This is a genomic window from Cupriavidus sp. 96C5-1, from assembly GCF_057798855.1.
In genome coordinates, this window is record NZ_JBYOJU010000020.1 from 98,606 (window position 1) to 122,711 (window position 24,106).

General features: G+C 67.6%; 19 protein-coding genes and 1 pseudogene. 7 read left to right on the plus strand and 13 right to left on the minus strand.

Annotated elements, in window-relative coordinates; translation table 11 throughout:
- The first annotated feature begins 84 nt into the window (after positions 1 to 84).
- Positions 85 to 498: a DoxX family protein gene (locus AC3FOF_RS21695; protein ID WP_488727742.1), complete on the plus strand. Its 414-nt coding sequence runs from the start codon at positions 85 to 87 to the stop codon at positions 496 to 498.
- 9 nt (positions 499 to 507) lie between these two features.
- On the opposite strand, the gene AC3FOF_RS21700 is transcribed toward AC3FOF_RS21695, so the two are convergent.
- Complete coding sequence (locus tag AC3FOF_RS21700) at positions 508 to 1,725, minus strand: EAL domain-containing response regulator (RefSeq protein ID WP_488727743.1); 1,218 nt, start codon at positions 1,723 to 1,725, stop codon at positions 508 to 510.
- 255 nt (positions 1,726 to 1,980) lie between these two features.
- On the opposite strand from AC3FOF_RS21700, the gene AC3FOF_RS21705 reads away from it, so the two are divergent.
- Both AC3FOF_RS21705 and AC3FOF_RS21710 read left to right on the plus strand, forming a co-directional pair.
- Positions 1,981 to 5,553, plus strand: coding sequence for an FtsK/SpoIIIE family DNA translocase (locus AC3FOF_RS21705; protein WP_488727744.1), 3,573 nt, complete (start codon positions 1,981 to 1,983; stop codon positions 5,551 to 5,553).
- 28 nt (positions 5,554 to 5,581) lie between these two features.
- A complete protein-coding gene (locus AC3FOF_RS21710; RefSeq protein WP_488727745.1) occupies positions 5,582 to 5,947 on the plus strand; it encodes a cupin domain-containing protein in 366 nt (121 codons plus the stop codon).
- 56 nt (positions 5,948 to 6,003) lie between these two features.
- Here the strand turns inward: AC3FOF_RS21710 and AC3FOF_RS21715 are convergent, their stop codons facing one another.
- The 9 genes and pseudogenes from AC3FOF_RS21715 to AC3FOF_RS21755 form a co-directional block, all read right to left on the minus strand.
- On the minus strand, positions 6,004 to 6,597 hold the full coding sequence (locus AC3FOF_RS21715) for a peroxidase-related enzyme (RefSeq protein WP_017230306.1): 594 nt from the start codon (positions 6,595 to 6,597) through the stop codon (positions 6,004 to 6,006).
- A pseudogene (locus tag AC3FOF_RS21720) lies at positions 6,594 to 8,466 on the minus strand (acyl-CoA thioesterase/BAAT N-terminal domain-containing protein). Before AC3FOF_RS21720 ends, AC3FOF_RS21715 begins: the two are co-directional and overlap by 4 nt.
- Before the next feature lie 15 nt (positions 8,467 to 8,481).
- On the minus strand, positions 8,482 to 10,056 hold the full coding sequence (locus AC3FOF_RS21725) for an ABC transporter substrate-binding protein (RefSeq protein WP_276265119.1): 1,575 nt from the start codon (positions 10,054 to 10,056) through the stop codon (positions 8,482 to 8,484).
- A 49-nt stretch (positions 10,057 to 10,105) separates the two neighbouring features.
- Positions 10,106 to 11,152 carry an ABC transporter ATP-binding protein gene (locus tag AC3FOF_RS21730; protein ID WP_488727746.1) on the minus strand — a complete coding sequence of 349 codons (1,047 nt, stop codon included), beginning with the start codon at positions 11,150 to 11,152 and terminating at the stop codon, positions 10,106 to 10,108.
- Positions 11,149 to 12,159, minus strand: a complete 1,011-nt coding sequence (locus AC3FOF_RS21735) for an ABC transporter ATP-binding protein (protein WP_488727747.1) — start codon at positions 12,157 to 12,159, stop codon at positions 11,149 to 11,151. Before AC3FOF_RS21735 ends, AC3FOF_RS21730 begins: the two co-directional genes overlap by 4 nt.
- Entirely contained in the window at positions 12,156 to 13,088 is a 933-nt protein-coding gene (locus tag AC3FOF_RS21740) for an ABC transporter permease (RefSeq protein WP_488727748.1), read from the minus strand. The genes AC3FOF_RS21735 and AC3FOF_RS21740 overlap by 4 nt, the downstream gene beginning before the upstream one ends.
- Positions 13,085 to 14,071: an ABC transporter permease gene (locus AC3FOF_RS21745; RefSeq protein ID WP_035805455.1), complete on the minus strand. Its 987-nt coding sequence runs from the start codon at positions 14,069 to 14,071 to the stop codon at positions 13,085 to 13,087. The genes AC3FOF_RS21740 and AC3FOF_RS21745 overlap by 4 nt, the downstream gene beginning before the upstream one ends.
- The gene (locus AC3FOF_RS21750) at positions 14,068 to 15,567 is read right to left on the minus strand and encodes an FAD-dependent oxidoreductase (RefSeq protein WP_488727749.1); all 1,500 of its coding nucleotides are present in this window, start codon (positions 15,565 to 15,567) and stop codon (positions 14,068 to 14,070) included. Before AC3FOF_RS21750 ends, AC3FOF_RS21745 begins: the two co-directional genes overlap by 4 nt.
- A complete protein-coding gene (locus tag AC3FOF_RS21755) occupies positions 15,564 to 16,595 on the minus strand; it encodes a LysR family transcriptional regulator (protein ID WP_276264588.1) in 1,032 nt (343 codons plus the stop codon). Before AC3FOF_RS21755 ends, AC3FOF_RS21750 begins: the two co-directional genes overlap by 4 nt.
- Before the next feature lie 288 nt (positions 16,596 to 16,883).
- On the opposite strand from AC3FOF_RS21755, the gene yiaA reads away from it, so the two are divergent.
- Together yiaA and AC3FOF_RS21765 are read left to right on the plus strand one after the other, a co-directional pair.
- On the plus strand, positions 16,884 to 17,348 hold the full coding sequence (yiaA, locus tag AC3FOF_RS21760) for an inner membrane protein YiaA (protein WP_017225774.1): 465 nt from the start codon (positions 16,884 to 16,886) through the stop codon (positions 17,346 to 17,348).
- Positions 17,349 to 17,551: 203 nt separating this feature from the next.
- On the plus strand, positions 17,552 to 19,078 hold the full coding sequence (locus tag AC3FOF_RS21765; protein ID WP_488727772.1) for an ABC transporter permease/substrate-binding protein: 1,527 nt from the start codon (positions 17,552 to 17,554) through the stop codon (positions 19,076 to 19,078).
- A gap of 19 nt (positions 19,079 to 19,097) precedes the next feature.
- On the opposite strand, the gene AC3FOF_RS21770 is transcribed toward AC3FOF_RS21765, so the two are convergent.
- The gene (locus AC3FOF_RS21770) at positions 19,098 to 20,489 is read right to left on the minus strand and encodes an MFS transporter (protein ID WP_488727750.1); all 1,392 of its coding nucleotides are present in this window, start codon (positions 20,487 to 20,489) and stop codon (positions 19,098 to 19,100) included.
- A 165-nt stretch (positions 20,490 to 20,654) separates the two neighbouring features.
- Between AC3FOF_RS21770 and AC3FOF_RS21775 the strand changes: the two genes are divergently transcribed.
- Positions 20,655 to 21,404 carry an ArsR/SmtB family transcription factor gene (locus AC3FOF_RS21775; RefSeq protein ID WP_488727751.1) on the plus strand — a complete coding sequence of 250 codons (750 nt, stop codon included), beginning with the start codon at positions 20,655 to 20,657 and terminating at the stop codon, positions 21,402 to 21,404.
- 64 nt (positions 21,405 to 21,468) lie between these two features.
- Here AC3FOF_RS21775 and AC3FOF_RS21780 read toward each other — a convergent pair whose 3' ends face one another.
- Positions 21,469 to 22,380 (minus strand): AraC family transcriptional regulator, encoded by a 912-nt coding sequence (locus AC3FOF_RS21780; RefSeq protein WP_488727752.1) that lies wholly within the window; start codon positions 22,378 to 22,380, stop codon positions 21,469 to 21,471.
- A gap of 135 nt (positions 22,381 to 22,515) precedes the next feature.
- On the opposite strand from AC3FOF_RS21780, the gene AC3FOF_RS21785 reads away from it, so the two are divergent.
- Complete coding sequence (locus AC3FOF_RS21785; protein ID WP_488727773.1) at positions 22,516 to 23,481, plus strand: SDR family NAD(P)-dependent oxidoreductase; 966 nt, start codon at positions 22,516 to 22,518, stop codon at positions 23,479 to 23,481.
- A 261-nt stretch (positions 23,482 to 23,742) separates the two neighbouring features.
- On the opposite strand, the gene AC3FOF_RS21790 is transcribed toward AC3FOF_RS21785, so the two are convergent.
- A complete protein-coding gene (locus tag AC3FOF_RS21790; protein WP_488727753.1) occupies positions 23,743 to 24,048 on the minus strand; it encodes a hypothetical protein in 306 nt (101 codons plus the stop codon).
- Between the last annotated feature and the right edge of the window lie 58 nt (positions 24,049 to 24,106).

Genomic DNA, 24,106 nt, shown 5'->3' on the forward strand with positions numbered 1-24,106 from the left:
TTATAGGCGCTTGGTTCGCGCCAGATGGCGTGGACTGCCTGCGTGCGGTGCATCGCTTTTCCAACCGGACAAGGAGTGGCGACCATGAATGGCTCCCAGGGATCCCAGGACCTCGGCAAGGCGGTACTGCGCATCGTGCTCGGGCTGCTGATCCTGCTGCACGGCATTTCCAAGCTGATCAACGGACCGGGGTTCGTGACGCAGATGGTGACGCAGGCAGGCTACCCGCCGGCCCTGGCCTACCTTGTCTATATCGGCGAGGTGGTGGCGCCGGTTCTGCTGATCCTTGGCATCTGGACCCGGCTTGGGGCGGTGATCGTAGTCGTCAACATGCTTGTCGCGATCAGCCTGGTGCACACGAAGCAGCTGGGCATGCTGGCCGACACCGGTGGCTGGGCGCTGGAATTGCAAGGCATGTACCTTGCGGGCGCGCTGGCGGTTGCGTTGCTCGGAGCGGGTCGGCTGAGCGTGGGCGGCATCGGCGGCAGGTGGAACTAGCGCAAGCCTTCAGGGCGTCCATCGCCCCAGCGTCTCCGCCACGAACATATCGGGCGGCAGCGCTGGCGACCAAAGATAGCCTTGGCCGAGATCGCAGCCCAGGGCCAGCAGCGCGTCGCGCTGGGCAGGGGTCTCGATGCCCTCGGCCACGCACTCCAGCTTGAGGTCGCGCGCCAGATTGATGACATTGCGGCAGATTGCCGCGCGCTGGCTGTTGCCGGGCACCGCCACCACGAAGGACCGGTCCAGCTTGATCTGCGTGAAGGGCAGGTCCGCCAGCAGCTTGAGGGTGGCGATGCCGATGCCGAAATCGTCGATCGCCACGCCGTAGCCGAGCAGCCGCAAGCGGTTCAGCGAGATCGACAGGGCACGGGTGTCATGCACCGGATAGCCTTCGGTCAATTCGATGATCAGGAGCTGGCGCGGCATGCCGCTGGCTTCCACCATGGCGTCGAAAGCGTCAAGCACGCCGGGCCGGCACAGTGTCTGGGCAGAGGCATTGATGCTGAGGGGAATGCGCACGCCGCGCGCCAGCAATTGCTGCTGCACCGTCAGGCATTGCCGGCCCGCCAGATGGAACACCGCATCGGCTTCGCCCAGCGCCTCCAGCCGGGGGATAAACAGGTCGGGCCGGATCAGCCCGAGGTCCGGATGGCGCCAGCGGCAGAGCGCCTCGGCGCCGGCGAGCTCGCCGCTGCCGATCCTGAATTGCGGTTGCAGCATGATAAAGATGGCGCCCGGTGTCTTCAGCGCAGCCAGCAGCTCGCGGTCGTCAGGCTGGCTGGCCGGCGCCGCGGGCACCCGGGCGGTGAGATCGCGCTCCAGCGCATCCTGCAGGATCTCCTCGAGCATCACGACCGAGATCGGCTTGCGTACCGCCCTGACGTGGACAAGCCCGACGGAATCGGCCAGGCTTACATGGGAATCAATGATGTCATCCTCCAGCGCGGACACCCAAACCCAGAGTGGCTGGGCACCGGCAAAGGCATGCTCTGCGCGCCGGGTCAGTTCGTCCATCATGGCAGGTCCGTTGAGACCTGGCATTTCGATGTCGCACAGAACCAGATCGACCTTGCGCGCGGCCAGCAGGTCGAGCGCAATGCGGCCATCGGAGGCGCAATGCACGTCACTGACGCCAAGCTGGGTCAGCAACTGCTCCGCGGCCAGCAACTGGAAAGGGTGGTCGTCGATCACCAGGGCCGATAGTTCGGCGTAGCGCGTCTGCATGGTTGACTCAGGCTGGTTGTCGGTGGGGTGGCGGAGGCAGAAGCGTTGGGATGAAAGCAGGTGCGCCTCATAGTAGCGTAGATGATGCATGCTGGGCATGGCTCTCGGCCGGCAGCGGCGGATCGCACGGCGGAGGAGGGAGGTTTTGCACGGAAATCTGGCGCTATTGCGCCACGGCGGCCATCTTGGGCGCAGGCACGGCGCCCAGACCCGCTACAATCGCAGCCCGAGGTATTTGATTATGGCGTTTCGATAATGGGTTTTGGCTGGTTCGGATTTTCGACCTTGTGGCTTGTGCCGCTGGTATGGCGGCTGGTGACGCGCCTGCTTGCCGGCGAGCGCCGGTTCTTGAGCGGCCGGGGCACGCTCCGGGTATGGGTGGGCACGCTGATCGTGCTGTGCGCAAGCGCTTCGCTGGAAGCGCTGACGGGCGCTGCGGGCGAGGCCGGCATGGCAGGCAGCACGTCGGGCGGCAGCGCCGGGCGTGCGCTGGGCGGGCTCGTCTCCGGCATGCTCGGCTGGAGCGCCAGCCTGCTGGTGATGCTGGGCGTGCTGGCGCTGGCCGCGCCGATGATCTTCGGCGAAACCTGGCGCAGCCTGTTCCTGCGCGAGCCCCGCCCCGCGGAGCCGGAAGAAGCCGATCTTGCACCGGCTCGCAGTGCCGTTCGTACACCGGTCCGCACCGTGCGCGAGCCGGACAACTGGGAAACCACGCACCTGGGCACGACGCATGGCGCCGTGCCGGGCACGAGCGACCATGTACCGCGCCACAAAGGCATCGAAGCCGTTTCGGCGCGGCGCCAGCCGGTCTGGCAACCGCCTGCGCGCACCCGCGAGTCGCCGCCGCAACCGGGCGAGATATGGCTCCAGCAGGCTGCGCCGCCGGAAGCCGCCGCGCCGGCACCGCAGCCGGCCGTGTCCAGGGCCCCCGCCAAGCCAGCGCCAGCGCGTGCCGCCGGCCAGAACAGGAGCGCCAGCCAGGCTACCGCACGCACCGCATCCGCTGCGGCGGCCGCCACCACCTCGATCGCCGCGGCGGCGCAGCCCCGCACTGCTGCCATGGCAACGGCAGCGCAGGCTCGCAGCAGCGGCACCGCAACGGCCGCGACACCGCGCGCGAGTGTGGCCAGCAACCCCGTGCGCCAGCCGCAACCCGTCGTGCGCTCGGCCATCACCACCTTGCCGGAAGCCGGTTCGCGCACCGCCCGACCCGATGCGGGGAGAAACCCGGCCACCGCGCCGGCGGCCGTTGCCGCAGCGGCGCCCGCGTCCGTGCAGGCCAAGGCCGGCGGCGCCGCAATCCCGGTCGGTAACGCCGCACCTCAGGACGGTGAGCAGGGACAGGACAATACCGCGGATCACCTGCCGGGCGAACCGGCTGCTGCGCGGCAGGCACCGCCGGCTATGGCGGAAGCCGTGGCCGGACAAGCGCACACGCCGCCGGCACCGATCGAGCCAGTCGCGGTGCTGGAGGAGAAGACGGCCCCAGCGCAATCGCTCGCGGAGCCGCAGACGGTTGCAGTGCTGTCCCCGGAAGATGTCGCCCTGCCGGTTGCCGTGGCTGCCGGCGGCGCGCCTGGCGAAACGCTGCCCGTGACGCTGGACGAAATCCGCCAGGAAGCCGAGACGCTGATGGCAGAGCTGAAAGCCCTCTCCGGTGCCTGGAAACCGGCGGCGCCGGCTGTAGCGGAGGTGGCGGCGGTGGCGGCGGTGGGGGAAGCCGCCAAGGACGGGGCAGGCGGGGAAACGTTGCCGGAACCAGCCGAAGAGCCTGTTGAGTCCGCCGCTGAGCCCGTCACCGATGCGAATGCCGGCGATGCCGAAGGCATGGTCCCGGAAACGCCGGAATTCGCCGTATCCCGTGATGTTGCATTCGTGGCCGATGCGGTGGATTCGTTGACGGCGTCCGGGCCTGAGGCCGAGGCTGAAATCGAAGTCGAAGTCGAAGCCGAAGCCGAAGTCGAACATCACGCCGAGGTCGAAGCCGAGTTCGAACCCGAGGTCGGAGTTCAAGCCGAAACCGCGGCTGGTACGGATGAAAGCGCCGACTGCGTTCTCGATGCCAATCTGTTGGTCGAGCACCGGGGCGAGGAGATGGGTCCCGAACCGGCGCATCAGGCGGAAGCGGCGCCGGCCGCCGTCATCGCACCCGAGCCTGCCCCGGTGCCCGAGGCATTGCCTGCCGCACCGGCTGCCAAACCGCGCATCGTGTTGCAGGCCGTGGTCGGCAAGGTGGTCGCGCTCGGTGCCGCGCAAGGTGCGGCCACGTCAGCAGCAGTGGCACCCGTGGCACCCGGCGTGCCTGCGGCGCTGGCCATTGCAGTGACGCCGGCGCCTGCGCGTATCTCGGACTATCGCTTGCCCGACCTGGGCCTGCTGGAGGCCGCCACGGCCGATATCGAGCAGGTCACCGAAGAGCGCCTGCAGGAAACCGGTGACCTGATCGCGCAGCGCCTGGCTGAGTTCAAGGTGCCGGTATCGGTGGTGGGTGCGTCGGCCGGCCCGGTCATCACGCGCTTCGAAGTGGACCCCGCCATGGGGGTGCGCGGCGCGCAGGTGGTGGGCCTGATGAAGGACCTGGCGCGCGCGTTGGGCGTGACCTCGATCCGCGTGGTGGAAACCATTCCCGGCAAGACCTGCATGGGACTGGAGCTACCCAATGCGCGGCGCCAGATGATCCGTCTGTCGGAAATCGTGGCCGCGTCGTCATTCCTCGCGCACAACTCGAACCTGGTGCTGGCGATGGGCAAGGACATCACCGGCAACCCGGTGGTGACCGATCTGGCGCGCGCGCCGCACTTGCTGGTGGCGGGCACCACGGGCTCGGGCAAGTCGGTGGCGGTCAACGCCATGATCCTGTCCCTGCTGTACAAGGCCACGCCGGACGATGTGCGCCTGATCATGATCGACCCCAAGATGCTGGAGCTGTCGGTCTACGAGGGCATCCCGCACCTGCTCGCGCCGGTTGTGACCGATATGAAGCAGGCCGCGCACGCGCTGAACTGGTGCGTGGGCGAAATGGAAAAGCGCTACCGGCTGATGTCGGCGCTGGGCGTGCGCAACCTGGCCGGCTTCAACCAGAAGATCCGCACCGCCGAGGCCGCGGGCGAGTACGTGCGCAACCCGTTCTCGCTGACGCCCGATGCCCCCGAGCCGCTGCGCACGCTGCCGCTGATCGTGGTGGTGATCGACGAGCTGGCCGACCTGATGATGGTGGCCGGCAAGAAAATCGAAGAGCTGATCGCGCGGCTGGCGCAGAAGGCGCGTGCCGCAGGCATCCACCTGATCCTGGCCACGCAGCGCCCGTCGGTGGACGTGATCACGGGTCTGATCAAGGCCAATATCCCGACCCGGGTGGCCTTCCAGGTTTCGTCCAAGATCGATTCGCGCACCATTCTCGACCAGATGGGTGCCGAGAGCCTGCTGGGGCAGGGCGATATGCTGTTCCTGCCGCCGGGCACGGGCTACCCGCAACGGGTGCATGGGGCCTTTGTTGCCGATGACGAAGTGCACCGCGTGGTGGAACACTGGAAGCAGTTCGGCGAGCCGGACTACGATGAAGCGATCCTCGCCGGCGATCCGGCGGAGGCCGCCGCCGGGGACCTGTTCGGCGATGGCGGCGAGGTCGAGGCCGACCCGCTGTACGACGAAGCCGCCGCGTTCGTGCTCAATACGCGGCGCGCGTCGATCTCCGCCGTGCAGCGCCAGTTGCGCATCGGCTACAACCGCGCCGCGCGCCTGATCGAGCAGATGGAAGTGGCAGGCCTGGTCTCGCCGATGGGCCGCAACGGCGCGCGCGACGTGCTGGCGCCGGGCTCGGGCGATTGACGTCGGGCGGCGCCACCGGGAGACGATGATGGATGCCACGACTGGTCCGCCGCCTGTGCCGCAGGGCAACCTGCTGGCGCAGGTGCCCGTCGACCGCGACGCGGAGCGTTTTGAACCCCTGCTGGACCGGCCGGGCCTGAAGATCGAACGCATCGTCTCCAACGGCCAGGCCAGCCCGCCGGATTTCTGGTACGACAGCGTGCAGGACGAATGGGTGCTGCTGCTGAGCGGCAGCGCCGGCCTGCATATCGAAGGCGAGGCCGCGCCACGCCAGCTGATGCCCGGCGACTGGCTGCACCTGCCGGCGCATTGCCGGCACCGCGTGGCGTGGACCGATGCGGACCAGCCTACGGTATGGCTGGCCGTGCATTGCGCAGCGGCCACGCAAGGATAGGGCGGGCGCGAGCCGAAGCCGATTACTCTCAATGCACGCGCCCCACCTCACCGCCTTCAGCCTGCCTCTGCCGGAAACACCGGCTCCCCCAGGTTCAGCATCAGCCGGTTCGCCCACGCAAAGATGGCGATCGAGTGAATCAGATCGAGTATCTCCGCGTCGCTCACGCCCACCTCGCGCAGCGCGCGCAGGCTTTCGGCGCTGACTTCGTTCGGCCGCTCGGTCAGTTCGATGGAGAACTTCGAGATTGCCCGCTCGCGCTCGGTGGTCCCGGCGGTTTCCGGGTCTTCGAATATCTGTGAAATCACATCGTTGCGCTTGGCCAGTTGCTCGAAGCGCTGCGCATGCACCGATGCACAGTACACGCAGCCATTGACCCGCGACACCACCGTGCTCGCCAGTTCGCGCTCGGCGCGCGCCATGCCGCCGGGCGCGTACATGATGGCGTTGAAGGCGGTGGAGCGCTGGCGCAGGATCTCGGGCTGGTGCACCAGGAAGAGGTAGTAATCCGAGACCTTGGCCTTGGGATGGCTTTCTTCCAGCACCGCGACCTGCCCGGGCGTCGCCTGCTCTACCTGGACCACGTCCAGCCAGGCCTTCCAGTCGAGGATTTCGTTGGTGAAACCTTTCACCTTGATCGGTGCGCTCATGCTGCGGCCTCCTCGGATTGCAGGGTCTTGAGGGCCTTGAGGCCGGCCACCAGGCGTACCTGGTAGGACAGGAAAGCGATCAGTTGCGCCAGGGTCACCACGTCGGGGGTGGCCAGGCCGGCGGCGGGCAAGGTCTTCAGGGCAGCTTCATCGCCGGCTACCGGGTTTTCGATCAGCGTGCGGGTGAAGGCCAGGATGGCGCGCAGGCGGGGATCGGCCAGCGTGGCGGGATCTCCTTGCCCTGCCACGGCGACCAGGGCCGCATCGGCGCCGGCTTCGCGCAGGCGGTCGCGGTAATGCACGGCCAGTTCCGGCGCCGGCGTCAGGCGCGCGGCATAGAGCGCCACCAGCAGGCGCTCGGCCAGCGCCAGGCCGGGCAGGGCGGGAGCGAACAGGGCGTCGTAGCTGCCTTGCGTGGATACGGCGACTTTGTCGCGCTGATGGCGCAGCGCATGCGTGGCGGAGCCGGCGGCAAGGCCGGCCACGTGGTCCACCACGTCGGCGATGGCGGGGTTGGCTTGGGTCATGATGGGTTCTCTGTCTTGACTCAGGGGTTTAGTCGTTCGGTGCTTCGGCGCGGCCGGCATGACTGGCGACCGCGCGGGCCAGGAATTCACGCACGCCAATCCACGATTGTTCGTCCGCTACCGCATTGGCCGCGGGCGTGCCGCCGGTGGTGCTGATGCGCCTGGAAACCGGGTGCGCGTAGACCATCTGCGTGGCCGGCACATAGGGAAACAGGATGGCATGGCCGGCTTCCTCGAAATCGAGATGCTCGACGGCGTAGGGATGCCCGGCTTCGGCCAGCTTGTCCACCACCATGCGCGAGTACCGGCTGGAAGGCCAGGAGCCGTCGTCGGTGCCCGACAGCAGCATCACCGGTCCGCGGATGTTTTCCACGCGGATGCGGGCGCGCGCCACCGCCTCGGGGTCCTGCAGCGCGGTCAGGATGGCGCGTTCGTGCCGGTGCGGCGCCGGGCCTTCGTCGAAAGGCGCCCAGCTGGCAGTGCGGTTGTTCTCCCATACGTGCGCCAGCGGCTTGCCGTGGTGCAGCCAGGCCGCGCCTTCGCGCCCGATGGCGGGGTCGGCGGCATTCTGCGCGCTGTGCACTACCGCCCCCGGCACATAGCCGATCACCGCCGAGACCAGCCCGGCAAAGGTCGCGCCCAGCAGCAGCACCAGCTCGCCGCCGCGGGACTGGCCCGACAGCGCGATGAAATCGCGCGCCGGCCGTACCTGCTGGCGCATCCAGCGCAGGCCGCGCTCGAAGTATTCCAGCGGCGTATTGGATATATAGTCCGAGAGCCCCGGCGCCTTGAAGTACGCCAGCGCCAGCGCGGCATAGCCGCGCGAAGCATAGAGCGCGGCGCGCGGCTCGTTGATGCCGCCGCCCGAGCCGTTGAGCACCATCACCGCCGGATGCGGCCCCGGGCCCGCAGGCAGGTAGAGCGTGCCGACCAGGCCGTCGTCGCGCACTTCCTGCCGGGTCACGCCGGCGGCCGCCAGGCGCTGCACCAGTTCGCCGCGCACCTCGCCGCCGTCCGTGCGCACAGTGATGTCGGTCGCGAGCGGCCGGGTGGCGTCGGCGTGGAATAGCTCCCGGCTGTCGCTGTCGACCGGGCGCTGCGACCAGAGCAGGCCCATCGGGCTGACGCCCGAGTAGCTGCCGGACGAAGGCGCGTCGCGTTCCAGGTCGACAGTGCCCGCGGCATCCGCCACGAACACCGCCTCGCTGGCCCAGGGAATCTCCCGGCCGCGCAGCGTGCGCGCGGCGACGGTGACGATTTCGCCGGGGCGCAGGCCCGACACGGCGATCCGGCGCGGCACGTCGATCAGCTCGTCGGCCGGCGTGATGGTAAGCAATGCCATATCCGCTGCTCCGCCTTACTTGCCGTCGCGCGTGACCATCATCGCCGCGGTACGGTCGCTGGTCATCGGCGCCACCTTCAGGCCCTTCTTCGCGGCCCAGATGTTCTGGTAATGGTAGAGCGGCAGCACCCCCACGTCGTCCGACACCAGCTTGACCGAGCGGCGCAGGATGGCTTCGCGCCTGGGCACGTCGAACTCGGCCGTGGATTCGTCCAGCGCCTTGTCTACCGCCGGGTTGCTATAGTGGCCCCAGTTCGAGGCCCCCAGGCCTTTCCTGGCGTCCACGGTGGCGAGCACGTTGACCAGCGCGTAGCTGGCTTCGCCGGTGCCATTGCCCCAGGCCAGCATGCTGACCGCGTACTCGTTCTTGTTGGCGCGGCCCGAGTAGACCGACCAGGGCACCACTTCGACCTGCGTCTTGACGCCCACGCGCGTCCAGAACTGCGCCACCGCCTGTGCGGTCTCGGGGCCTTGCGGATAGCGGTCGTTAGGCGCGTGGATGGTCAGCTTGAAGCCGTCCTTGAAACCCGCCTCGGCCAGCAGTTTCTTTGCCTGCTCGGGATCGTAGGGGATGTCCTTGACCTCCGGGTTGTAGCCGAAGGTGTTCTTCGGCATCCACTGGTTGGCCACGCTGGCCGTGTTTTGCAGGATGCGGCCCACCACCGCCTGGCGGTTGATCGCCAGCGACAGCGCACGGCGCACGCGCACGTCCAGCAGCGGGTTCTTGTCGAGCGGCTTGCCGGCGTTGTCGGTGATGTACGGGTTGGGGCCGGGCTTGAAGCTCGGCTGCAGCAGCATGACGCGCAGGCCGGCATAGGGGAAGACGCTCACGCCGGGCGACTGCCTGAGCTTGGCGAGGTCGGAGACCGATACCTTGTCGATCACGTCGACATCGCCGGACAGGAGCGCCGCGGTGCGCGCGGGGCCATTGTTGATGTAGCGGTAGCTGACCTGCTGCCAGGCCGGCTTGCCGCCCCAGTAGCCGTCGTTGCGCGTCATCGTCACACGGTCGCCCGGCGTGTAGGAGACGAATTTGTACGGACCGGTGCCGACCACGGCGCGGCCGCTGTTGTAGTCCTCGGTGCCGGATTTCTCGCCGACATGCTTGCTGACGATATGGATCGAGGCCAGGTTCAGCGGCAGGTCCGGGTTCGGGATGGTGGTCTTGACGATCAGCGTGTACGGATCCTTGGCGGTGACCGCTTCCACGGTGCGCAGATAGCCCGAGAATGAGGCCACGCTGCCTGGCACGTTGCGCACGCGCTGGTAGGAGAAGATCACGTCCTCGGCGCCGAAGGGCTTGCCGTCCTGCCACTTCACGTCGCGGCGCAGCTTGAATTCCCAGGTCTTGTCGTCCAGCGGCTTCCATGACAGGGCCAGCCCTGGCTGCAGCTTGTTGTCCTTGTTCTCCACCAGCAGGTCCCAGAAGTGCAGGTCCACGGAGCGGTCGCCCGCATGGTTGTTGAGTTGCGGGTCCAGCGAGGACAGCGGATCGGCAAAGGCGATCGACAGCGACTGCGCGGAGGCGGCGCCGGCGCAGAGCATGGCGGCGACGGTGGCGCTGGCGGAAAGGGACAACAGGCGTTTCATGGACGGATTCCTCGGGGCGGTTGGAATAAGCAGGGCGGCGCGGCGCGCTTCAGCCGCCGTCGTTCAGGTGGCAGGCGCTGAAATGGTTCACGGCGATGCCGCGCAGGCGCGGCACCTCGGTCCGGCAGCGCGCCATGGCATGCGGGCAGCGCGGATGGAAATGGCAACCCGGCGGCGGCGCCAGCGGGCTCGGAATCTCGCCGCGGATGGCGGTGAAGGTCTTGTGGCGCGAATCCAGGCGCGGGATTTCCGCCAGCAGCGCCTGCGTGTAGGGATGGTTGGCCTGCCGGAAGATCTCCTCCGTGGGCGCGCTCTCCACCACGCGGCCCAGGTACATGATGACCACGCGGTCCGACACATGCTCCACCACGCCAAGGTCGTGGCTGATAAAGAGATAGGTCAGGCCGAGCTGCTCGCGCAGGTCCATGAACAGGTTGAGCACCTGTGCCTGGATCGAGACATCCAGCGCGGCCACCGCCTCGTCGCACACCAGCAGCTCCGGCTGCACGGCCAGCGCGCGGGCAATGCCGATGCGCTGGCGCTGGCCGCCGCTGAACTGGTGCGGGTAGCGCTGGCGCAGGGCCGGGTCCAGCCCGGCGCGCTCCAGTTGCGCGCTGACGTAGTCGTCGAAGCCGGCCGCATCCACCAGCCCGTGCAGGCGCGCGCCTTCGCCGACGATGCGGTCGACCCGCAGGCGCGGGTTCAGGCTGGCATACGGATCCTGGAACACCATCTGTATCTTCAGGCGCAGCGCGCGGCGGGCGGCGGCATCCAGGCCGTCGACGCTTTGGCCGTCCACGCGGATCTCCCCCGCCGACGGTGGCAGCAGGCCGGCCACCATGCGCCCGAGCGTGGACTTGCCGCAGCCGGATTCGCCCACCAGGCCAACCACTTCGCCACGGCGGATCTGCAGGTCGACGCCGTCCACGGCATGGGTGACCGGCGCCGGTTCCGACCAGCCCAGCCGCCGCAGCGCGCGGCCAATATAGTCGAAGCGGCCGGGATGCTGCTCGCCAAAGCGCTTGGCAAGGCCGCGGGCGTCGATCAGCGCAGGCAAGCGCGGCGGCTCGCCGGCGGCGTGTTCAGTCGGCTTCATGCGAACTCCGCGGTGACGGCCGGCTGGCCCGGGTGAAAGCAACGGACCTGGCGCAAGGCTCCGGGCGAGCTGATCGCCGGGGCCTCGCGGCAAGCCCCGGAGGCGCGCGGGCAGCGCGCGGCAAAGGCGCAGCCGGGCGGCATCGTCAGCAGGTTCGGCGTCATGCCAGGGATCTGGCGCAGGCGCTGGCCGCGCTTGTTCAGGCTCGGCAGGCTGCCGATCAGGCCTGCCGTGTAGGGGTGCAGCGGATGATCGAGCACGGCGTCTACCGGGCCTTGCTCGACGATGCGGCCGGCGTACATCACCGCCACCTCGTCGGCCAGGCCGGCCACCACGGACAGGTCGTGCGTGATCCAGATCAGCGCCGTGCCGTGCTGGCGCGCCAGCTTCTGCACCTCGGACAGGATCTGCGCCTGGATGGTGACGTCCAGCGCGGTGGTGGGCTCGTCGGCAATGATCAGGTCGGGCCGGTGCAGCATGGCGATGGCGATCGCCACGCGCTGGCGCATGCCGCCGGAAAGCTGGTGCGGATACGCGCGCAGGCGTTCCTCGGGGCTCGGAATGCCCATCATCCCCAGCGTATCGCGCGCCTGCTCGCGCGCCTGCTTATGGCTCGCGGCGCTATGGGCGCGTACCGCCTCGATCATCTGCGCATCCACCCGCATCACCGGGTTGAGCGTCATCATCGGGTCCTGGAAGATCATCGCGATGCGATTGCCCTGCAGCTGGCGCAGTTCGGCGGGCCGCATGCAGGTCAGCTCGCGGCCCTGGAACAGGATCTCGCCGCCCACGATGCGTCCCGGCGCGTCGACCAGTCCCATGATGGAGAATCCCGTCACCGACTTGCCCGAGCCGGATTCGCCCACCAGCCCGAGAATGCGGCCGCGCGGCACGCTGAAGGAAACGTCGTCCACCGCCGGCAGCACGCCGGCGCGGGTTTCGAAGTGCGTGCGCAGATGGCGGACTTCCAGCGTGGGCACGGCCTTGTCGATGCTTGCCGCCGTCATTTCTGCAGTCTCGGGTTGAGTACGTCGCGCAGGCGGTCTCCCACCAGGTTGATGGCCACCACCGTGACCAGCAGCGCGATGCCGGGGAAGAAACTGATCCAGTATTCGTCGGACAGCATGAACTGGTAGCCGTTGGCGATCAGCAGGCCAAGCGATGGCTCGGTCACCGGCACGCCCAGGCCGAGGAAGGACAGCGTGGCTTCCAGCGTGATGGCGCGCGCCACCTGCAGCGAGCCGATCACGATCAGGGGCGGCAGGCAGTTCGGCAGGATATGGCCCACCACGATGCGCCAGTTGGAGATGCCCTGGCCGCGCGCCGCTTCCACGTATTCGCGCCGGCTCTCCACCAGCGCCTGGCCGCGCGCGGCGCGCGCATAGTAGGCCCATTCCAGGATCACCAGGGTCAGCACCACATTGAGCACGCCCTTGCCGAGGAAGGCCAGGATCATCATCGCCACCAGGATCGACGGGAAGGACAGCAGCAGGTCCACCGTGCGCATGATCAGGCTGTCGATGCGGCCGCCGGCATAGGCGGCCAGCAAACCCAGCAGGGTGCCGACGATCCCGGCGATCAGCGCCGAGCCCACGCCCACGGTCAGGCTGATGCGCAGGCCATAGAGGATGCCGGAGAAGATGTCGCGCCCCTGGCCGTCGGTGCCCAGCCAGTAGCTGAAGCTGCCGGCGCCGTTGGGCGTGCCGGGCGCCAGGCGTGCGTCCATCACGTCGAGCTGCAGCAGGTCGTAGGGATTCTGCGGCGTCACCAGCGGCGCGAAGATGGCGGCCAGCATCAGGATGGCCAGCACGGCAAGGCCGAACACGGCAGTGCGCGAGGCGAAGAAATCCGCCGCCACCCGGCGCCAGGGCGATTCACGGCGCAGTGCCTGGGGCGGGGCAGGCATGGCGGGGGCAGTGTTGTCGATGGCGCTCATGCGGCGGTCTCCAGCCGCACGCGCGGGTCGAGCAGCTTGTAGAGAATGTCCACGATCAGGTTCAGCGTGACGAACAGGCACACCACCACGATCAGGTAGGAAACGATCACCGGACGGTCCAGCGCGTTGATGCTGTCGAGGATCAGCTTGCCGGCGCCCGGCCAGGCAAAGATGCTCTCGGTCACCACGGCGAAGGCGATGGTCGAGCCGAATTCCAGCCCCAGCACCGTCACCAGCGGGATCATGGTGTTGCGCAGCACGTGGCCCAGCACCACGCGAAGCGGCGACAGGCCCTTGGCGCGCGCGAACTTGACCCAGTCCTGCGGCAGCACCTCGCGCACACCGGCGCGCGTCAGCCGCAACACCAGCGAGACCTTGAACAGCGACAGGTTGATGGCAGGCAGGATCAGGTGGCGCAGGCCGTCCGCGGTGAGCCACGACCAAGGCACGCCGAGCCACTCGGCGGTGGCGCCGCGCCCGCCCGATGGCAGCCAGCCGAGCCGCACGCTGAAGGCCATGATCAGCATCAGCCCGACCCAGAAGGTGGGCAGCGAGAAGCCGACGATGCTGCCGGTCATCAGTACGCGCGACAGCGGATGCTCCGGATAGAGCCCGGCGAACAGGCCCAGCGGCACACCCACCAGGATCGCCAGCAGCAGTGCCGCCACAGCCAGTTCCAGCGTGGCCGGCAGCCGTTGCAGGATCAGCTGGATGGCCGGCACGTTATAGACAAAGCTGTTGCCCAGGTCGCCGCGCAGCGCGCCATGCAGAAAGGACAGGTACTGGCGCCATAAGGGCTGGTCCAGCCCCAGCCTGGCGATGATGCGGGCACGCTCGACCTGGTCCACGTCCTGGCCGATCAGGATGTCGACCGGGTTGCCGATCGCGTGCAGCCCGGCGAAGACGATCACCGACATCGCCAGCACCACCAGCAGCGACTGCGCCAGCCGGCGCGCCAGCCATCGGATCGGCCAGCGGCTCATGATGCGTTCGCCACGCCGGCGCGAAGTGCCGGCGGCGGCCCGGCCGGTACCCACTCGTCGCCAAAGACTTCGGGTTCGGCGAAGGCTTCCATATTGGCATAGTGGAATTCCACGTCTTCCTGGTAGAGCAGGCCCGCAATACCCTGGCCGAGGCGTCTGGCACCATCGCTGATGGCCGGGATATCGCCCGACACGGTGCCGTGCGATAGCGCGGCGGGATAGCAGAAGCAGTGGATACGCGACAGGCCCGGGCAGGCGCCAGGCGTTTTCTCCAGGAATTCGAAGGCCGGGCCAAGATCCGGCGAGTCCGACAGCTCCTGGTCTTGCTGGCCGTCGCGCGGCGCGTAGCGGTCGCGCCAGTAACGGATCTGCCCGGCGAAGGCGGCGAACTCCTCGCGCGTTTCCAGGGCAATGCGGAAACCCGTCGAGAAAATCAGGAAATCCAGCTCGAACACGCCCTTTGGCGTGTGCACCAGCAGCGCGTCGCCGGATTGCTCGATGCGCTCGATGGGACAGCCCAGGTTGAAGCGGGCATTCTCGTGCCGCGAAACCCGCAGCGTGCTGCCGCGCGGTGGCGGCACCTGCTGCGCGTTGATGTAATGGCGGATGCGCCACTTCCATTCGTCGGGCAGGCCGGCATGGCCATGCGTGAGGCCCGGGTTGCCGGCGCCCTTGCCCTTGTTGATACGCGGGATGTCAGCACGGCGGATCAGCAGGTCGACGCTGGCTGCGCCCGCTTCCAGCGCGGTGGCAGCGCTATCCATGGCGGAGGCGCCGGCGCCGATCACGCCCACGCGCTTGCCGCGCAAGGTGCCGTAATCGAAGGCATCGCTCGAATGCGCCCAGCGCGCGCGCGGCAGGTCCTGCGCGAACGGCGGCACATGGGCGCCGCCCAGTCCGTCGCGGCCGGTGGCCAGCACCACGCGGCGCGCCAGCACGGTCTGCCCGCCGGAGGGCGTGCGCATTGCCAGCGCCACCAGGCCGTCGGGGCGCGGCAGCACGCGCTCGACCTGGTGTTCGTTGCAGATGTCGAGATCCAGCACGCGGCGGTACCAGCGCAGGTAGTCCATCCACTGCAGGCGCGGGATCTTGTCCAGCGTCTCCCAGGCCTCGCCGCCGAATTGCGCTTCGAACCAGGCGCGGAAGGTGAGGGCGGGCAGGCCCAGCGCGGGCCCGGTCAGTTGCTTGGGCGAGCGCAGCGTCTCCATGCGCGCCGTGGTGGCCCAGGGGCCCTCGAAGCCTTCGGGCGAGCGGTCGAAGATGCGCACGTTCACGCCCAGGTGCTTGAGTGTGGCCGCCGCGGCCATGCCGGCCATGCCGCCGCCGATCACGGCGACGTCGAGCACCGGTTCGCCGTCATGCGCCCGCGCTACGGTCCAGTTCCTGGTGGGCAGTTCCAGCCAGGCGAGATCCTGGCGCAGGCGCGCTTCCAGCTTGGCGAGGCCCTGGGCGGCGTTGGCGGATTCTGCCGGGGTGGCGTCAGCGGGCAAGTTCATAGGTCGGTGTCGTCGGTGTCGAGGGGGGCGCCGGCCGGCTCGGTGGCCGTGGCGTCGCCATACAGTGCTTGCAGCAGCGCGCCGTGCTGCTCCGGCCCGCGCTGGGTGAAATCCGGCAGCAGCGCGCGGGCCGCGGCCGCCAGCGTGTCGATCAGTGCCAGCACTGCGGCGCTGGCCGGCCTGGACTGGGGGGTGATCACGCCAAAATAAAAGGGGATGTCGGCGTCGATGGGCCGCACCACGATGTCCGCCAGCGGCACGCCGCGCGCGGTCACCGGCTCCAGCACGGCGATGCCGAGGCCGGCGCGTACCGCGGTCAGCGCGTTGAGCGAGGAATTGGTGTCGATCAGCGCGGCCGGCTCCACGCCCGCCCGGGCAAAGGCCTCGTCCAGGCGGCGGCGCAGCCGGTAGGGGTTCTGCATGGTGACGATGCGCCGTCCGCTGCAGGCCGCGAGCGGGATGGTGGCGCGCGCGGCCAGCGGATCGTCGGCGCGCACCGCGGCAACGCAGGCCGCCTGCCCGATCCAGTGCACGGTCACGCCGCGGTGCTCCAGCGGCAGGCTGGTCAGCCCGATCTCGGCCGCGCCGGTCAGCACCGAGTGCACGACTTTTTCCGGGGAAGCGCTATTGATATGGATATGGCTGGCATGGCCCGAGCCTGCCGTGCCGGCCGTGGCATGGTCCGGCTGCTTGCCGGCCAGGGCGAGGGGCAGCAGGCCCGCCGCCAGGGCCGGGGTGGCGGCAACCTGCAGCGAGCGGTTCTCCTCGCGGGCGATTTCGGCGGCGCGGGCGCGGATCTGCTGCAAGCCCACCAGCGCATGTTCCACTTCCTCATACAGCAGGAAGCCCCGCTCGGTAGGGCTGACGCGCGGCCCGCTGCGGGCAAACAGCGCAAAGCCGATCTCGCTCTCCAGCTCCTGGATCAGGCGGGTGATGGCCGGCTGGGAGCGCCCCAGCAGGCGCCCGGCGGCGGTGATGCTGCCGCTGGTCATGACTGCCGCGAAGGCTTCCAGTTGCCGGATTTCCATGGGGGCTCGATGTCGCTGATGCGATGTATGCTTTTTCTGGATTCTGGACCACCAAGCATTCGTATTGCAAATACTATTTTCGTATGTGCTAATGCGGCGCTGAAGGATGGATTGCAGCGGCCCGGGATACGAGCCCGACATGCAAATGATTCGAGATAGTGACAAAATTCGCAAATATGCTGCGCTTCTGGCAAAAATGTGGCTTTATTGGGTAGCATTGCGCACCTGGGGAAGGCACGCAATGTGAAAAGAGGCGCCTGACTCGCACCCTATTGCACGGAGATATTCATGACCCACCCATCCAGCCAGCCCACTTTTGCCTTCGTCGCAGCATCCTGGGCGGCACTCCTTGCCGGCTTTGTGGCATTTCTCATCGGGCTGTTCAACGCCGACATGCAGCTCAACGAGCGGGGCTACTACTTCACAGTGCTGGTGTACGGCCTCTTTGCGGCGGTTTCCGTGCAAAAAAGCGTGCGCGACCGCATGGAAGGCATCCCGGTGACGGGCATCTACTACGGCTTGTGCTGGGTGTCCGTGCTGCTTGCCGTGGCGCTGCTCGGCGTCGGCCTGTTCAACGCCACCCTGGCGCTGAGCGAGAAAGGCTTCTACGGTATGTCGTTCGTGCTCGCCCTGTTCGGGGCGATTGCGGTGCAAAAGAACACGCGCGACATCCAGGCGTCCAAGCCGCAAGTGATCGAATCGGAGTTCGTGCAGATCCACGAGGGCGGATCCGCCAAACAGCAGGAGCTCTGAGCCGCCGGTGCCTGGCCCGGCACGTATCATGGAATCCATGACAGGCCGGGCGGTCGCGATGCCTGTGTTGCGGTGCGATTTACCGGACCGCGCCGGCGCACCGCGGGCCCGGCATGACACACGGGAGAGCACCTCATTTGAATGCCGACCAAGGCCGCGCGCGCGGCGCCGGCCTTAGCATCCAGGCCGGGCTATCCAGGACCATGGCGGTGCTCGCTTCCGCGCTGATCGGGCTTGCGCTGCTGGCCGCGGCAGGCACGGCGCGCGCCGACACGCTGCGGATCGGCTCCAAGCGTTTTACCGAGTCCTACATCCTCGGGGAAATCCTCACCCAGACCGCGGCCGCCCATGGCAGCGCCCAGCACACGCCCGGCCTCGGCAACACGGCCATCGTGTTCGAGGCGCTCAAGGCGGGCAGCATCGACCTGTACCCGGACTACACCGGCACGGTTGCCAGCGAAATCCTCAAGCTGCCGCCCGGCACCACCCTCGATCAGATCAATCGGGCGCTGGCGCCGCTTGGCCTGGCGGCCGGCATCCCGCTCGGATTCGAGAACACCTACGCCCTGGCAGTGGACGAGGCAAAGGCGCGCCGGCTTGGCCTGGCAGCGCTGGGCGACCTGGCCGGGCAGCCGCAATTGCGGCTGGGCCTGTCGCACGAATTCCTCGGCCGGGCCGATGGCTGGCCGGGGCTGGCGCAGCGTTATGGCCTGCGCCAGCATCCGCTGGGGCTGGACCACGGCGTTGCCTACGAAGCACTGGCCAGCGGGCAGGTCGACGCCATCGACATTTATTCCACCGATGCCAAGATCCGCAAGTACGGACTGCGCGTGCTGACGGACGATCGCCATTACTTTCCGCGCTATGACGCCGTGGTGCTTTACCGGCGCGACGTGCCGCAGCGCTTCCCGGCGGCCTGGCAGGCATTGACCAGCCTGGCCGGCAAGGTGCAAGCGCGGGACATGATCGCGATGAATGCGGCGGCCGAACTGGACGGGCAATCCTTCGACACGGTGGCGCGCACCTTCCTGGCGAAGAGCGGTGCCAGCACGGCGGGCGATCAGGCAGGGACCCGGACGGCCGCGCGTGCCGGGCTTGCCGGCACCTTGTTTGGCCGCGAGACCTTGCGGCTGACCTGGCGTCACCTGGCCCTGGTGTTCGGGGCGGTCGGCGCGGCGGCCCTGATTGGCGTGCCGCTGGCCATCGTGGCCGCGCGCCGGCCGAGGCTGGGCCTGGTCCTGATGGCGGCGGTGAGCGTGCTGCAGACGGTGCCGTCGCTGGCCTTGCTCGCCATGCTGATTCCGCTGCTGGGGCGCATCGGCGTATGGCCGGCGATGGTGGCGCTGTTTCTCTATGCGCTGCTGCCGATCGTGCGCAATACCCTGACCGGCCTGCAGCAGGTACCGGCCGGCATGCGGGAGGCGGCGCGCGCCCTGGGTTTCCGGCCCGGCCAGGTGCTGCGCTACGTCGAGCTGCCGCTGTCGATGCCGGTGCTGCTGGCGGGCATCAAGACGGCAGCCATCATCAGCGTCGGCACCGCCACCATTGCCGCCTTTGTCGGCGCCGGCGGCTATGGCGAACGCATCGCCATCGGACTGGCGCTGAATGATCACGTCCTGCTGATGGCCGGCGCCATCCCGGCCGCCGTGCTGGCGCTGCTGGTGCAGGCGGGATTCGAGCTGGGGGAATGGTATCTGGGCAGGCAGGGCCAGGGCGGGCCGGCAGCCTGAAGGGGCAGGGCCTGTAGTCTTATTCCGTGACGTTGTCCATGGCCAATGCCGGCGTCTTTGCCTTGTTCGCCAAGGCGAGCCACCAGAACGCCGCAGCCGAGAGCGAGACGACCACGGTCACGTAAAGCCCGGCTCGCACGCCGGCTTGAAACGGCCGGGTGGCCGCGATCAGCGCGCCGAAGATGGCCACACCCAGTGCGGCGCCCAGTTGCCGGGCCGAATTGAGTACCGCGGCGGCAATGCCGGCCTGGTGTTTTTCGACGGTCCCCATGGCGGGCGCCGTCGCTGCCGGCGAGATAAAGCCGGAAGCCAGGCCAATCGCCAGCATGGGCACGGCAGCAACCCAGTAAGGCGAGGTGGGGCTGGTCCAAAACATACCCAGGGCGCCTGCCGCATAGAAACCGAAGGCGCCGCACATGGACCACCGCGTGCCGCACCGTTTCGAGATGCGGCTGGAGACCAGGCTCCCGATAGCCACCATCGTCGTCATCGGCAGGAAAGCGAGCCCGGTCCGCAGTGGCGAGTAGGCCAGGACCTGCTGATAGTAGAGGCTTGTGACAAAGAGCAGGCCGTAGAACACGAAGGCCGAGGCCATGGAAACACAGACTGACCCGGTGAAGATGGCGCTCTTGAAGAATGCCACCGGCAGCATCGGATGCCTGTTTCGTGCCTCGGTCAGCAGAAATGTCACCCAGGCTGCAACGGCGACTACGCTGCCTGCAACAATCGGCGGTGAAGCCCATCCCAGCGCCTGGCCTTCGATCAGCACGCCGATGAGCGCGCCAAGCGCGACCATGGCGCTGACCTGTCCCAGAAGATCGAGGCGGCCAGCCTGCGGCAGCTTCCGGTCGCGCGCGATGCGCCACGCCATCCCTATGCCGGCCAAGCCAACCGGCAGATTCACGAAGAAGATGCTGCGCCAGCCGAACAGATCGATGAGAACACCGCCAACCAGCGGCCCGGCCGCCATGGCGACGCCGCCGCAACCAACCCATACGCCAACAGCACGTGCCCGTTCCTCCGGATCGGGGCAGGCATGATTGATGAGTTTCAGCGAACATGGCACCAGCAGCGCCGCGCCAACGCCCTGGAGGAGGCGGGCAACGACGAGACCTGGCAAGCCGCTTGCCAGGCCGCAAAGCACCGAGGCGCAGGTGAACACCACCAGACCGGCGAGGTAGGTATTCCGTGCGCCCCAGCGGTCTCCCAGCAAGCCGCCCGTCAGGAGCAGGCTGGCGAACGCCAGGGTATAGGCATTGACGACCCATTGCAGGCCCGCGATATGCGTGCCGAATGCCGTGGACAGACTATCCAGCGCCACGTTGACGATGGATGCGTCCAGGGCAACGACGACATAGCTGATACTGGTGGCTGCCAGGATGCCGCGCTGGAATGTGTGTCCGCTCCGCATGTCGCCAGTCTCCATCGTTAATTGTCCTTGTCATTGTCAAATCGATGACCTGGACTCTAGCTGCGGATGGACGACAGATGCTTCGATGCGTGTCGAAGCATGCGATCGGGTCTGGATGCTATCGTAACGGTGTCCTACGAGAGACCAGAGATTGGAGATCCAGGCATGGATGCGCACCCGAATATCGCCGCCGCCGCGTTCCTGATCGCCGACCCGGCACGCGCCGCCATGCTGATGAGCCTGCTGGACGGCCGCGCGCGGCCCGCCGGCGAACTGGCCTGCGCCGCCTGCGTGACCGCGCAGACGGCGAGTTCGCATCTGGGAAAACTCCTTGCCGGCGGCCTGCTCGTGGTCGAGACGCAGGGGCGGCATCGCTACTACCGTCTGGCCGGCGCTCATGTGGCGCAAGTCCTGGAACATCTCGCCACCATCGGCCCGGTGGGAACGATGCGCCGCAGGCCGCCCAGCCGCGAGGCACAGCATCTGCAGTTTGCGCGTTGTTGCTACGATCACCTGGCGGGAAGCGTCGGCGTCGCCATGACACAGGCCATGCAGGCACGAGGCTTCCTGGTGGCAGTGCCGGATAAGCGGTTCGAGGTCAGCCAGGCAGGTATGGCATGGTTTGGCCGCATGGGCCTGGACGTGGCGGGAGTCAAGCCAGCCCGGCGCGGCATCGCCCGGCAATGCCTGGACTGGACCGAGCGGCAGTATCACCTCGCCGGACCGCTCGGCGTTGCGCTGACGGCGCTGTTGTGCGCGAAGGGATGGCTGCGGCGCTCGACATCGTCCCGCGCCGTCCATGTCACGCCGGCGGGGAGGGAGGCGCTGATGGAACACCTGGGCATCGATACGGCATCGCTTGGCCTGTCGCGTGAGGGACCGGGATTCGTTAAAATCCACCACATCTCTGGCTAAGCTTATGATTTCAATATGAAACCTATGGCTTGCTCGGGCGGCATGACTGATGAGTGGCGTTTCGTCAGGTGGGCCATGGCTCAGTCCGGTAATCTCGCGGCGAGCAACCGACGGCCCGCTTGAATGCGTGGCTGAACGCGCTGTCCGAGTCGTAGCCAAGCGCCTGCGCAATGGCGGAGACCGACGCGTTCGAGCGGCGCAGTTCGCGTGTCGCGAGTTGCATGCGCCAACGCAACACATACTCGAGCGGACCGAATCCCACCCGCCGCTTGAAATGCAACGCGAACGTTGAGCGTGAAACGTTGCAGCGGGCCGCAAGATCGTCAACGGTCCAGCGCCGTGCGGGCTCTGCGTGAATCGCCTCAAGCGCCGCCGAGATCCGCGTGTCCGCGAACGCAGCGAGCCATCCGATCGCGCCGCGTTCACGCCCACCGGCATAGAGCCGCAGCATCTCCACTAGCATCATGTGTCCCAGGTGCCGAACCATCAGCGACGCGCCCGGCGACTGGACATCAAGTTCGTGCGCAAGTCGCTGCAGCGCCCAACGAAGCACGGCTGCCTGCTCGGAATCGCCGCTCACGACCGCGACGGGCGGCAGGCTGCCGAGCAACAGCTTGGCGTCGTCCTCAAACGAAAAGCGGCCGCCAATCAGGAAGAAGTCCGGGGGCTCGCCGCAGTGCGCGATGCCGCGCTCGGCGAAGCGATAAACGTCTTCCGCCGCGACAGGTTTGACTGACAGATCACTGGCAAGCGAAAACGCACGCGGTTCCGCGAGCAGAAAACAATCGCCCGCATGCAATTGCACCGGCTTCCCGACGCCGTCGACAGTGAGCCAGCACGAGCCTTCGACCACCGCGTTGAATTTGACGCCGTCGGGCGGCGGGCAGTCGATCGCCCACGCACCGCCGGCCTTCAGGCCGCCGAAGTACGAGTTGCGCGTTTCCAGCAGCGACAGCACATCCGATAGCGGGTCCATGCGTGTCCTCCGGACGATCTCGATGAGAATCCGGATTCTATGGCATTCACGGTCCGGATTCATCACGCGAGAATAACGCTGTACGACAGCACGGCCGACCGTCGGCCGATCGCGTCGCGCAATCAGGGAGTTCCCATGACGCACCAGCAGATTCCACTTGGTTCCGGCTTCGGCACCGCTACGACGGCAAACGACGTACTCGACGGCGTCGACGTAACCGGCGCGACTGTCATTGTGACGGGCGGTCACTCTGGCCTCGGTCTGGAGACGACTCGCTCGCTCGCGCGGGCCGGCGCACGCGTCGTGGTCGGCGCGCGGAATATTGACGCCGCGCGCGCCGCGACACGGGGTATCGACGGCGTGGAAGTTGAAGTACTTGACCTTGGAGACCTCGCGAGCGTCAGCGCGTTTGCCGCGCGATTCGTCGATGCGCGTCGCAACGTTCATATCGTCATCAACAGCGCCGGCGTGATGGCTTGCCCGGAGACGCGCGTCGGTAACGGCTGGGAAGCACAGTTCGCGATCAACCATCTCGGCCATTACGCGCTCGTCAACCAACTGTGGCCCGTACTTGCGCACGGTAACGGGGCGCGTGTGATCGCGGTGTCGTCGCTTGGGCACCGGCTGTCGCCAATACGCTGGAACGACGTGCAATTCACGCGCGACTACGACAAGTGGCTCGCGTATGGGCAATCGAAAACCGCCAATGCGCTCTTCGCGGTCCATCTCGACGCACTCGGCGAGCGTGACGGTGTGCGCGCGTTCTCGCTGCATCCGGGCAAGATCGCCACCCCGCTGCAGCGGCACCTGACACGCGAAGAAATGATGGCGGCCGGCTGGGTCGACGAACACGGCATGCCGCTCGACCCAACCTTCAAGACGCCCGCGCAAGGCGCGGCGACCCAGGTGTGGGCGGCGACGTCGCCTCGCCTGGCCGGACTTGGTGGCCTCTACTGCGAGGACTGTGACGTTGCGCCGGTGACCACGGGCGATGAAGAAGCTGGGGTGCGTCCCCATGCGAATGATCCAGAACAAGCCGAGCGTCTCTGGATATTGTCTGCAGCGATGACGGGTATCGATGCGTTCGCATCGCGTATTTGAACGACCTTGGACGTGATTTCTAAACGCATCCATATCGCTGGCTTTTGTTAGCGATATGGAAGGGTATTCTGATCAAACTGCCGCGAAGTTGTGACTCAAGACAGCATGCCGCCCCAAATCGCGAACGTTCGGTGGAGTGAATTGACCGCTTGCGCGATGACTGCAGTGCACGAAAGCCGGACGTGAACCGGGAGTGCGTCCATTCACCCAGCCCCATGAAGGACTTGGCCTCATTCATTAATGCGGCTGTACCATGGCCTCTCATTGAGGCGCCTGGACACCGTCTTGCGGCAGGCGCTTGATCACTGTGCCGAGGAAATCGGCCAGACCGCCGCAGCGGGCGTGAGTACAGCCTCGTCGTCGGATGCCGCCGCGTTGGCGGAACACGGCTGCCGTCGACGGGGTGAGCACTCCCATGTTGTAGGCAGAGAACGGAAATCCGATGCGGATGGGCGCGGCCTCGTGCCGCTCGATACAGTAGAGCAGGGCGCAGAACATGCCATCGCTCAATGGAGCGAAGCGAGCGATGCCAAAGCCGATGCCGACCGAGGTGGTGCCGCTCGGCACTGGCGAGTCGATTCCCCGTTGGACCCGCCGTCAGGACTGACGCAGTCGGCCGCCCCCG

Bases quoted from the DNA above. Each gene is read 5' to 3' on its own strand.
- AC3FOF_RS21695 (WP_488727742.1), top strand. From the start codon at position 85: ATGAATGGCTCCCAGGGATCCCAGGACCTCGGCAAGGCGGTACTGCGC.
- AC3FOF_RS21700 (WP_488727743.1), bottom strand. From the start codon at position 1,725: ATGCAGACGCGCTACGCCGAACTATCGGCCCTGGTGATCGACGACCAC.
- AC3FOF_RS21705 (WP_488727744.1), top strand. From the start codon at position 1,981: ATGGGTTTTGGCTGGTTCGGATTTTCGACCTTGTGGCTTGTGCCGCTG.
- AC3FOF_RS21710 (WP_488727745.1), top strand. From the start codon at position 5,582: ATGGATGCCACGACTGGTCCGCCGCCTGTGCCGCAGGGCAACCTGCTG.
- AC3FOF_RS21715 (WP_017230306.1), bottom strand. From the start codon at position 6,597: ATGAGCGCACCGATCAAGGTGAAAGGTTTCACCAACGAAATCCTCGAC.
- AC3FOF_RS21725 (WP_276265119.1), bottom strand. From the start codon at position 10,056: ATGAAACGCCTGTTGTCCCTTTCCGCCAGCGCCACCGTCGCCGCCATG.
- AC3FOF_RS21730 (WP_488727746.1), bottom strand. From the start codon at position 11,152: ATGAAGCCGACTGAACACGCCGCCGGCGAGCCGCCGCGCTTGCCTGCG.
- AC3FOF_RS21735 (WP_488727747.1), bottom strand. From the start codon at position 12,159: ATGACGGCGGCAAGCATCGACAAGGCCGTGCCCACGCTGGAAGTCCGC.
- AC3FOF_RS21740 (WP_488727748.1), bottom strand. From the start codon at position 13,088: ATGAGCGCCATCGACAACACTGCCCCCGCCATGCCTGCCCCGCCCCAG.
- AC3FOF_RS21745 (WP_035805455.1), bottom strand. From the start codon at position 14,071: ATGAGCCGCTGGCCGATCCGATGGCTGGCGCGCCGGCTGGCGCAGTCG.
- AC3FOF_RS21750 (WP_488727749.1), bottom strand. From the start codon at position 15,567: ATGAACTTGCCCGCTGACGCCACCCCGGCAGAATCCGCCAACGCCGCC.
- AC3FOF_RS21755 (WP_276264588.1), bottom strand. From the start codon at position 16,595: ATGGAAATCCGGCAACTGGAAGCCTTCGCGGCAGTCATGACCAGCGGC.
- yiaA (WP_017225774.1), top strand. From the start codon at position 16,884: ATGACCCACCCATCCAGCCAGCCCACTTTTGCCTTCGTCGCAGCATCC.
- AC3FOF_RS21765 (WP_488727772.1), top strand. From the start codon at position 17,552: ATGGCGGTGCTCGCTTCCGCGCTGATCGGGCTTGCGCTGCTGGCCGCG.
- AC3FOF_RS21770 (WP_488727750.1), bottom strand. From the start codon at position 20,489: ATGCGGAGCGGACACACATTCCAGCGCGGCATCCTGGCAGCCACCAGT.
- AC3FOF_RS21775 (WP_488727751.1), top strand. From the start codon at position 20,655: ATGGATGCGCACCCGAATATCGCCGCCGCCGCGTTCCTGATCGCCGAC.
- AC3FOF_RS21780 (WP_488727752.1), bottom strand. From the start codon at position 22,380: ATGGACCCGCTATCGGATGTGCTGTCGCTGCTGGAAACGCGCAACTCG.
- AC3FOF_RS21785 (WP_488727773.1), top strand. From the start codon at position 22,516: ATGACGCACCAGCAGATTCCACTTGGTTCCGGCTTCGGCACCGCTACG.